The organism is Hoylesella timonensis S9-PR14 (assembly GCF_000762405.1).
Lineage (GTDB): Bacteria > Bacteroidota > Bacteroidia > Bacteroidales > Bacteroidaceae > Prevotella > Prevotella timonensis_A.
On record NZ_JRPQ01000142.1, the window covers coordinates 1 to 9,050 of the forward strand.

At 41.2% G+C, this 9,050-nt stretch carries 9 protein-coding genes; all 9 read left to right on the plus strand.

The window, feature by feature from the left end; all coding sequences use genetic code 11:
- Nucleotides 1-516 (plus strand): site-specific integrase (locus HMPREF9304_RS09180; protein WP_036928377.1); only part of this gene is annotated, 516 nt, incomplete at its 5' end.
- 28 nt (nt 517-544) lie between these two features.
- Nucleotides 545-1,864 (plus strand): tyrosine-type recombinase/integrase, encoded by a 1,320-nt coding sequence (locus HMPREF9304_RS09185; RefSeq protein ID WP_036928379.1) that lies wholly within the window; start codon nt 545-547, stop codon nt 1,862-1,864.
- On the plus strand, nt 1,861-2,277 hold the full coding sequence (locus HMPREF9304_RS09190; protein WP_036928380.1) for a hypothetical protein: 417 nt from the start codon (nt 1,861-1,863) through the stop codon (nt 2,275-2,277). Before HMPREF9304_RS09185 ends, HMPREF9304_RS09190 begins: the two co-directional genes overlap by 4 nt.
- 310 nt (nt 2,278-2,587) lie before the next feature.
- Nucleotides 2,588-3,214 carry a DUF6088 family protein gene (locus HMPREF9304_RS09195; RefSeq protein ID WP_023057174.1) on the plus strand — a complete coding sequence of 209 codons (627 nt, stop codon included), beginning with the start codon at nt 2,588-2,590 and terminating at the stop codon, nt 3,212-3,214.
- A complete protein-coding gene (locus tag HMPREF9304_RS09200; RefSeq protein WP_036928382.1) occupies nt 3,207-4,244 on the plus strand; it encodes a nucleotidyl transferase AbiEii/AbiGii toxin family protein in 1,038 nt (345 codons plus the stop codon). Before HMPREF9304_RS09195 ends, HMPREF9304_RS09200 begins: the two co-directional genes overlap by 8 nt.
- A gap of 233 nt (nt 4,245-4,477) precedes the next feature.
- Nucleotides 4,478-6,190 (plus strand): sigma-70 family RNA polymerase sigma factor, encoded by a 1,713-nt coding sequence (locus HMPREF9304_RS09205; protein ID WP_036928384.1) that lies wholly within the window; start codon nt 4,478-4,480, stop codon nt 6,188-6,190.
- A 92-nt stretch (nt 6,191-6,282) separates the two neighbouring features.
- Nucleotides 6,283-7,350, plus strand: a complete 1,068-nt coding sequence (locus HMPREF9304_RS09210; protein ID WP_036928387.1) for a radical SAM/SPASM domain-containing protein — start codon at nt 6,283-6,285, stop codon at nt 7,348-7,350.
- 3 nt (nt 7,351-7,353) lie between these two features.
- A complete protein-coding gene (locus HMPREF9304_RS09215; RefSeq protein WP_036928388.1) occupies nt 7,354-8,433 on the plus strand; it encodes a Gfo/Idh/MocA family protein in 1,080 nt (359 codons plus the stop codon).
- 23 nt (nt 8,434-8,456) lie between these two features.
- Nucleotides 8,457-8,984 carry a hypothetical protein gene (locus tag HMPREF9304_RS09220; RefSeq protein WP_036928391.1) on the plus strand — a complete coding sequence of 176 codons (528 nt, stop codon included), beginning with the start codon at nt 8,457-8,459 and terminating at the stop codon, nt 8,982-8,984.
- The last annotated feature ends 66 nt before the right edge of the window (nt 8,985-9,050 follow it).

A 9,050-nucleotide genomic window follows, 5' to 3' on the forward strand; every position in this document is an offset into this window, starting at 1 on the left:
TTTGAGGACTTGGAGGAGGAAATGGAAACGGCAAGGGATATTTTCCTCTTTGCCTGTTATACAGGTGCTGCATATTGCGATTTGATGGAACTGAACAAGTCCCATCTTGTGCGTGATGANGAGGGTNGCCTTTGGCTGAAGTTCAACCGNCANAANACANGTGTGCCTTGTCGTGTCAAACTGCTGCCNGAAGCCATACGGCTGATGGAGAAGCTCCACAGCGATGAAAGGGAAACATTGCTCCCTTTCATGGGATATGCCACTTACCAATCTTATTTGAAGGTCCTGCGGCTTCGTGCAGGCATCTCGTTTCCTTTTACCACACATACAACAAGGTACACATTTGCCACGCTCATCATGCTTGAACAGGGTGTCCCCATTGAGACCGTGAGTAAGATGCTGGGGCATTCCAACGTGAGCATGACCGAGCGTTATGCAAAGGTAACACCACAGAAACTCTTTGAGGAATTTAATTGTTTCCTTTCTTTCACGGAGGATATGCAGATGAGTATTTAGCAATAGACATATTAAAACTAAAATCATTATGAGAAGTACATTCAAGATACTGTTCTATATCAACAGACAGAAAACTAAGGCAGACGGCAATACCGCCATTCTCTGCCGTATCACCATCGACGGAAAGAATGCAGCCATTACCACAGGAGAAGAGTGTAAAGTCTGCGAGTGGAACACCAAGCAGAGTTTGACAACAAACAAGAAGACAAACCAAAGAATCAAAGAATTCAGGGATTTGGTGGAAAAGACCTATCGGGACATTCTTGTAAAGGATGGAGTTGTAAGCGTGGAACTTATCAAGAACCGCTTGCAATGTATTGCCACCAATCCGACCACGCTCCTTGCCATGAGCAGGGCGGAACTCCAAGCAGTCAAGGAAAGTGTTGGCAGATCAAGGGCAGAGGGAACTTACCTGAATCTGTTCTATTCTGACAGAAATCTCCGTGAATTTGTCGAAAACAAAGGAGTGCAGGACATACCCATCGGAACCATTACAGAGGACTTGTTCGAGGAATACCGTTTTTTTCTGAAAAAGCGTGGGCTGAGAGCATCCACCATCAACAGCAACCTCTGCTGGCTGAGCCGATTGATGTTCCGTGCGGTCAGCAAGAGGATTATCCGCTGCAATCCGTTTGAGAATGCCAAGTATGAAAAGGAGGAAAAGAAGATACGTTTTCTGCAAAAGGGCGATGTAATGAAACTTATGCCAATGAGGATGAACGACAAGGAAGCGGAGCTGGCAAGACAGATGTTCATCTTTTCCTGCTTCACAGGACTGGTAATCTCGGATATGGAAAATTTGGAATACAAGCATATCCAAACGACAGCGGAAGGACAGATGTATATAAGAAAGGAACGTCAGAAAACCAAGGTTGAGTTCATCGTGCCGTTACATCCCATAGCGGAAGCCATCATCAGTCATTGCCAGAAAGAGCCGGAAAGAAGCGAGGTACAGCAGACGGTGAAAGAAAAAGGCGACCACCTTGTTTTTCACCGTGATTGCAGCCGCAGTGTCATGGATACCAAACTGAGCATCGTGGGAAAGGCTTGCGGTATCCGCCAAAGACTTTCCTTCCACATGGCAAGACATACATTCGGCACGATGAGCCTAAGCGCAGGTATCCCCATTGAGAGCATAGCCAAGATGATGGGGCATGCCTCCATATCAAGCACTCAAGTTTATGCGCAGGTGACGGACAATAAGATATCAGAGGATATGGACAGGCTTATTGCCAAGTACAAGGCAAAGGACAAAAATACTGGAAATGCAGATGTGGAAGCAGCAACGGACACAAAGACAATTCCCTTTGTTGTCAATTCAAATGGCAGAAAGGAGGAAACGGCATGAACGCAAACAATAACTGCCAAAGAAAGGCAGGCGTAACCAATTATCGCAGCATCTTTGATTGGGGCTACAATATGCAGATTGTCCATAGGGGAAACGGGGACATTGCTATGACGGAGGGAGAACTTGTGAGGTTCTTCGGGGTAACATGGAGGAAACTCAACCATAGGCTTCAGACAATTATGAAATCTTCCAACCTGCATCCCGAAGAAAGAGTTGCTGACGAGGAAGAAGTCGTTATCAATGGACCGCTCAAAGGCTATGCACCGCTCTATCCGCTTTCTATCATCATCGCTCTGTCCTTTCAGTTAGACAACACGGAAGCGCATTTGTTCAGAAAGTACATCTGTCAGAAGCTGCAGAAACCAGCATCCATAATAACACCGATATTCCTGATAGGCAACATGGATAACTGATGGTAATACGCTTTTTTCTTTCACTGATTATAACTTACTACATAACTACAATAGAGTATAATACGGTGAAAGAAAAAATCTTGTAGCGTAGTTAGTAAGAGAAGCATCCAGTTACTACTTAAAAACTACATACTACTTCTATTGGTAATCTTCCAGTAAGAACACACGCTGCTTGCCATTATATTCGTATCACTTACAAAATGATATTCTGAAATGGAATGGAAATGATCAACCCAAATAAAAATAACTTCAAAGAATTTGGGTGTTTGGAAAATACTCGGTATTTTTGCAAAAATAACCGACTTAATGTATGTTAATAAATAAGGAAGAGAAGAAGGTTGTTGATATTCTTAGGAACTGTATTGAAAAAGCAAACACCGGTACTCTGTTTTTTAATAATAGTTTCCCAGAATACGACGATGAGTATGTGGGCAAGATTTTATCAGATTTTGTCCGACAAGATTTGTTGTTAAGATTATCTCGTGGCATATACCTTAAAGCGAAGAAAACTAAATTTGGTATAGTTTATCCGACTACCGAAGAGATAGCCCATGCAATTGCAGAGAGAGACAATGCTGAAATTCTCCCTACTGGTAGTACAGCGTTGAATATGCTTGGATTATCCGAACAAGTAACTATGACCCCTGTTTTTCTTACCAGTGGGTCTGCAAGAAAAATCAAGTGTGGTAATAGAATCCTCACATTTAAAAGGGGTGTACCTAAAAACTTCACCTTGAAAGGAAAGGTCACACGCCTTTTGGTACAAGCCATGAAGGCTATTGGGGAGCGAAACTATAACGAAGAGTGGGAAAGTGCAATTAGTGCAATACTTAGCAAATATCCAGAGGACGAGACCATGTCTGATGATCTAAAGGTCATGCCTACATGGATACGGCGAAACATAATAAAAATTTTAAGCAAAAACAATCATGAGTAGTTGGCAAAATCATAGTAGTGACGAACGAATAGCAATGATACAAGCTGTAGCCCAGGATCATAATATCGAAGATAATGCCGTAGAGAAAGATTGGTGGGTGACGGTAGTTCTCAAAGCTTTGTTCAATACATCTTGTGGGAAATGGCTTCTTTTCAAGGGGGGAACTTCATTGAGTAAAGGATGGAATCTCATCAATCGATTCAGTGAAGATATAGACATTTCCATTGGCAGGAACTTCTTTGAGGACGTCCTTAACTTACCATTTGCAAAGTGCGAGAACAACAATCAGGTGAAGAAACTAAGAAAAGCATCACGGGATTACATTCATGGGACTCTCTCTGCAGAACTGGATGCAGAACTCCTTAAAATGGGAGTTAAAGGGTATACTATAATGAATGAAACGGTGACAGGGGAACCTCCAAGGCCTATAGACCATGATAGCGACCCGACTATAATATTCGTCAATTATGAGAGCATTTTGCCATCCAGCATGAGACTTATTGATGCGAGAGTTAAAATAGAAATCAGTTGTCTGTCTATGTCAGAACCCTATGAACAATGTGAAATTCGTTCTCTTGTCTTTGATAAGTTCCCAGAAGAGGATGATGAAATGGCCGCATCAATTAATACAGTAACGCCATCAAGGACATTCCTGGAAAAGGCACTGCTACTCAGTGAGGAACTTCAAAAAGAAGAACCGAGATCCCTACGTATGTCCAGACATCTTTATGATTTGGATAGATTGATGGATACGGAGTTTGGTCAGAAAGCACTGAATGATGGAAAACTCTACAAGGCCATCGTGGAACATCGTCGCCGTTTTTATCATTTGGGATATGTGGACTATGACAAAGACTACCCGGCCAAGATTGATTTTATCCCCCAAAATAAGGTTATGAATGCTTATCGTCTTGATTACGAATCGAATATGGTGGACGGCTATATATATGGCGAAGCAAAATCCTTCGATGAATTGATGAAAAGAATGGAGAAATTACTACATGACTTCAGACAAATTATAATTCCTTAGATGTGCCATTGACCATCGTTTGTTACAGGTATCAAAATACGCAATCCAATGTTTCCTTTATGACGGGAGGTGAACTTTGCAATAGTGCTCTTGTTGTTGATTATTCGCCCTTAAAAATAGGCCACTAGTCATAAATTTGAGCCTTTTTTCAAGTTTTTCAAAAAAAAGTTTCAAAATTCGTGCAGTCTTTTAGTCACAATCTGCTCCTTTTAATAAAAAGGAAAAGTATATCTATGAAAGTAGATGTTGATATAAACGCATGTAAACAGGGAGAACGGGAAGCTCTCGGAAATTTATACAAGGCATATTCCGACAGATTATTGCGGATATGCCAGCATTATGTGACAGACGAAAGCACGGCAAAAGATATTTTGCATGATGCGTTCATCATCATCTTCACCTCCATCAAATCGCTGAAAGACAACTCAAAATTGGAGGGATGGATGATCACCATTGTAAGGAACCTTTCTCTAAGGTACCTGCAAAGCACAGTGAAGGATGACATTCCTCTGTCTAGTCTGGGCATAGAATTTTTGAGCGAAGAAGACGAGGAAGAAAAGAATATAGAACTTGAACTATTGTTGTCGGCAATAGAGTCGTTACCGGAGGGGAACAGGGAGATATTCAAACTCTCGGTTCTGGATGGTCTTTCTCATAAGGAAATTGGAGAACTGCTTGGTATCAATCCTCACAGTTCATCTTCTCAGTTGGTTCGGGCAAAGAAAATGTTGCGGACCATACTGATGAACTATTGGATGCTCTTCTTGCTTCCAATTCTGATACCTGTCTATATCTATTTCGTAACGAAGGACAAAACTGTTGGAACTTCTGAACACAAGCAAACAGCAGTAACCACTCATAAGGAGCTGCCAGGACGGGTTCAAAAAGAATCTGCCTCTCAAAAGATAGTGCAACCAAGATATTCCATCCCATCAAGTATAAGTACCAGTAATAATGATGAACGTGCCTTGGCAGAAATGGCTACCTCTACTGAAAAGATTTCTTCACGGATGATAACAGATAGTGTAGAATCCGAGCAGCAGACTGTAGTTTTCCATGTGGATTCTATACAGAAACAATTGGTTATAAAGGGTATCAGCACCATAGACTCCGTGCTCCGTATTCCACAAATTACCGAAGAAAAAATGATGGCATTGAATGAAAGTATGTCGCCTAGTGTCAGCAATAAGAAGAAATACCCATGGACATTTAACTTCGGCTATTCATCTAATGCCGGAGCAAATGGAGCCATGTCCAATTTGAACTACCTATCAGTAATAGATTATGCTAACGGTGGGGCTTCGGCCAAATTATATACATGGGATGATTATGTAAATTATTTGGTTCGGAACAATGCACTGATGGATTCTGTCGAGAGGGCAAAAATGTCATGGATAGCACAGAATAATGCAACAGAAGGCAACGCATCCTTAGGTGAGAAGGCGCACCACTACCGCCCCAAAACCTTTAGTTTATCGCTCAACAAGCAACTAAGTTCCCATTGGACTTTTGGCACGGGATTGACTTACACAAGAATGAAGTCTGATTTTGAGAGTGAGTTTCATGGTGCGACCTTATTGAAGACCCAGAAGATTGATTATGTGGGCATACCATTGCAATTGACCTATCGTATATGGAGTAAGGGACGATTCAATGTCTATACGACCGGTGGAGTGACATTCGAGATGCCAGTTCACAGTTCACTTGATAAGAAGTATATCATAACGTCTGACTCGTCCTACACGTTAAAGGGTGACATCAAGCCACGTTATCAGTGGTCTGTGAACTTAGGTATCGGTGTTCAGTATAGGCTATTCAAGCCTTTCAGTCTGTATTTAGATCCTAACATGTTCTATTACTTCTGGAATGGTAGTGACCTTGAAACCTACCGCACAGAACATCCGTTCATCATAACAGTACCATTTGGATTGCGGCTTACTTGGTAAATGAAATAAATAGATAAAAAAGTCATAAATATTGTGCAGTCTTTTCGTGGTTTTCTGCTCTTAACAATAAAAGACAAAACTCAAAAGAAAGAATGTACAGTATTTATGACTACATCCACAACGGAATAGTATTTGCCAACAATGTAATACGCAGACGGCATAAGGAACTTACTTCCTTGATGATATATTCCACTACCAACTGCCAGTCACGTTGCAAGCACTGTTCCATTTGGAAGAAACCTACGGAAAATTTAAGATTAGACGACATCATCAAGATAATGAACAGCAAATGTATAACGAAACGCACGACGGTCGGCTTGGAGGGAGGTGAGTTTATCCTTCATCCCGAAGCAGACAAGATATTGGGATGGTTTGACACTCATCATCCTAACTATACGCTGCTGTCTAATTGTCTTGCGGTAAACAAGGTAATATCTGCTGTAAAAAATCATCACCCCAAGCATCTGTATATTTCACTTGACGGCACCAGAGAAACCTATCTCTATATGCGTGGCAGGGATGGATATGATAAGGTTATCGAAGTTATAGAGGTGTGTAGGGATATTGTTCCTATTTCCTTGATGTTTTGCCTTTCTCCGTGGAACTCGTTTGAGGATATGAAGCATGTCATAGATTGTGCCAAGAAATATAGCATAGACGTGCGTATTGGCATTTACAGCACAATGTCATTCTTTGACACGACCAAGGACTTGATGGAAGCCAATGATGATAATTTCATTCGTCAGATACCTTCATCCATACATCAAACGGATGAAAATTTTGATTTTGTGGCCCTATATGACGAATGGAAGAATAACAGGCTGAAACTGAGGTGCCATAGCATTTTCAGTGAGTTGGTCATCCATTCCAATGGTGATGTCCCGTTGTGCCAGAATTTGGACGTGGTCTTGGGCAACACTCATGAGAACACGCTTGACGAGATATTCAATTCAAAGGAAACCTGTAAGATTCAGTGTCAACACTCCAAAACATGTAATCAATGCTGGATCAACTATCACCGGAAGTATGATATTATCCTGTTAAGGAATCTGGAGAAAATGTTTCCCAAGCGACTGATAGAATTGTTTTACGGGAAATATCAATGGACCAGCAACACGCAAATCACCTATAAGGAACATTTCAAGCAAATAACAGCATAAACTATGGGATATATAGACGAAATCATCAGCAGATACAAGAGTTTGCGGAGCATAAGGGAACTGAACCATATCTACACCCAACGGTATGCTCTTGTAGGTCTTGGCAATCATTGTGTCAGTAACCTGTTGCCTGTGATACAATATCTTCAGTTGCCATTGAAATACATCTGTTGCACCTCGGAGAAGAAAGCCGGGCTGATTTCTCAAAAGTACAAGGGAGTAAAAGGTACGACTTCTTTACAAGACATTTTGAATGATGATACGGTTTCGGGAGTCTTTGTGGCTGCTAATCCACATTCGCACTTTCATATAGCAAACGAAGTCATTAAAGCAGGGAAGTCCTTATTCATAGAGAAACCACCGTGTGAGAACGAGAGGGAACTAAAGTCTTTGACCGATACCGTCAAATTATACGGGTCAAAACATATCGTTGTCGGACTGCAAAGACGTTTTGCCCCAGCCACTCAAATCCTGCAAAAGCGATTGAGAATTGGGAGGGGGCGGCACTATCATTATCGCTATCTTACGGGGTTATACCCGGAGGGTGATACCCTGCTCGACCTGTTCATCCATCCTCTTGACTATGTTACGTTTCTCTTTGGTAAAGCAAGGGTAAAGGCAGCAGAGGAAATGCGCAGCAAGGATGGTACCCAGACCTTATTCCTTATGTTGGAACATCAAGGTATAACGGGGATGCTGGAACTATCAACAGATTACTCTTGGCAGGATGCACAGGAACAATTAAGTATTAGTACGGACAAAGGACAATATGTATTGGACAGAATGGAAAGACTCGATTTTTCCCCAAGACACTCTGCTATATGTGGAATCCCTTTGGAAAAGGTCTTCCAAAATAATGCAACCGTTGTCAGCCTATACGGAAGGAATGGTTTTGTACCAATGGTTGGGAATAACCAAATTGTGTCACAAGGGTTCTTCTCGGAAATTCAAGCGTTTGCCGATATGGTTGAAAACAGATGCGAGGATAATCATGCCTTTTGCTTGGAAAGTGTCAAGCATGTTTATTCCTTAATGGCAGAAATAAAGAAGTATATGAACATAATTGACGACCACATATTATAATAACTAATTAAATCCAACAAATTATGAAAAGGTACTTTTGTGTATTACAGGCGTTCATCTTCTCGTTGCTGTTTATTGGTTGCAGCAATGAAGATGAGTCTGCTTCAACTCCCACAGCGCAAGCATCTAAAACGGAATTGTTTGCTATAGGGACAGCCCGAATGACAAGAGCCGCTTCAAGCCCCTATCTCTTTACACTTGACAACATCAAGTCTTTCAATGCGCAGACCCGTGAGATTATTTTTCAAGATTTTGAGCCGACAAGTCTGCTCTTTCCCATTTATCGTAACATAGAAATACATTCGTATGGTAAGGTTCTACTCCATATCTCAACGTTTGTGTCATCTTTCAATAGTCAAATCTTCACAGACTTATCATTAGTTTCAGAATCTGGCAAGTTTTATCTGAGTGACTGTTACCCACGCAATATTGAGGACAATAGTCAATATGTTAAAGAGAACAAGGCCATTCAAAAAGCAAAAGAAAAAAGAGCGGCAGAATGGAGAGAGTTTCTCTCAATACTCAAAAAACACGGGAAGTTGATTGAATAGTAAACACTATCCGAGACCTCTGCAAAACTCTTATCCTAAAATTTGCTCATTACATTATTTTTTTGT

Excerpts from the sequence above, each read along its gene's own strand:
- HMPREF9304_RS09205 (WP_036928384.1), top strand. The coding sequence starts at position 4,478 with ATGAAAGTAGATGTTGATATAAACGCATGTAAACAGGGAGAACGGGAA.
- HMPREF9304_RS09215 (WP_036928388.1), top strand. The coding sequence starts at position 7,354 with ATGGGATATATAGACGAAATCATCAGCAGATACAAGAGTTTGCGGAGC.
- HMPREF9304_RS09185 (WP_036928379.1), top strand. The coding sequence starts at position 545 with ATGAGAAGTACATTCAAGATACTGTTCTATATCAACAGACAGAAAACT.
- HMPREF9304_RS09195 (WP_023057174.1), top strand. The coding sequence starts at position 2,588 with ATGTTAATAAATAAGGAAGAGAAGAAGGTTGTTGATATTCTTAGGAAC.
- HMPREF9304_RS09190 (WP_036928380.1), top strand. The coding sequence starts at position 1,861 with ATGAACGCAAACAATAACTGCCAAAGAAAGGCAGGCGTAACCAATTAT.
- HMPREF9304_RS09220 (WP_036928391.1), top strand. The coding sequence starts at position 8,457 with ATGAAAAGGTACTTTTGTGTATTACAGGCGTTCATCTTCTCGTTGCTG.
- HMPREF9304_RS09210 (WP_036928387.1), top strand. The coding sequence starts at position 6,283 with ATGTACAGTATTTATGACTACATCCACAACGGAATAGTATTTGCCAAC.
- HMPREF9304_RS09200 (WP_036928382.1), top strand. The coding sequence starts at position 3,207 with ATGAGTAGTTGGCAAAATCATAGTAGTGACGAACGAATAGCAATGATA.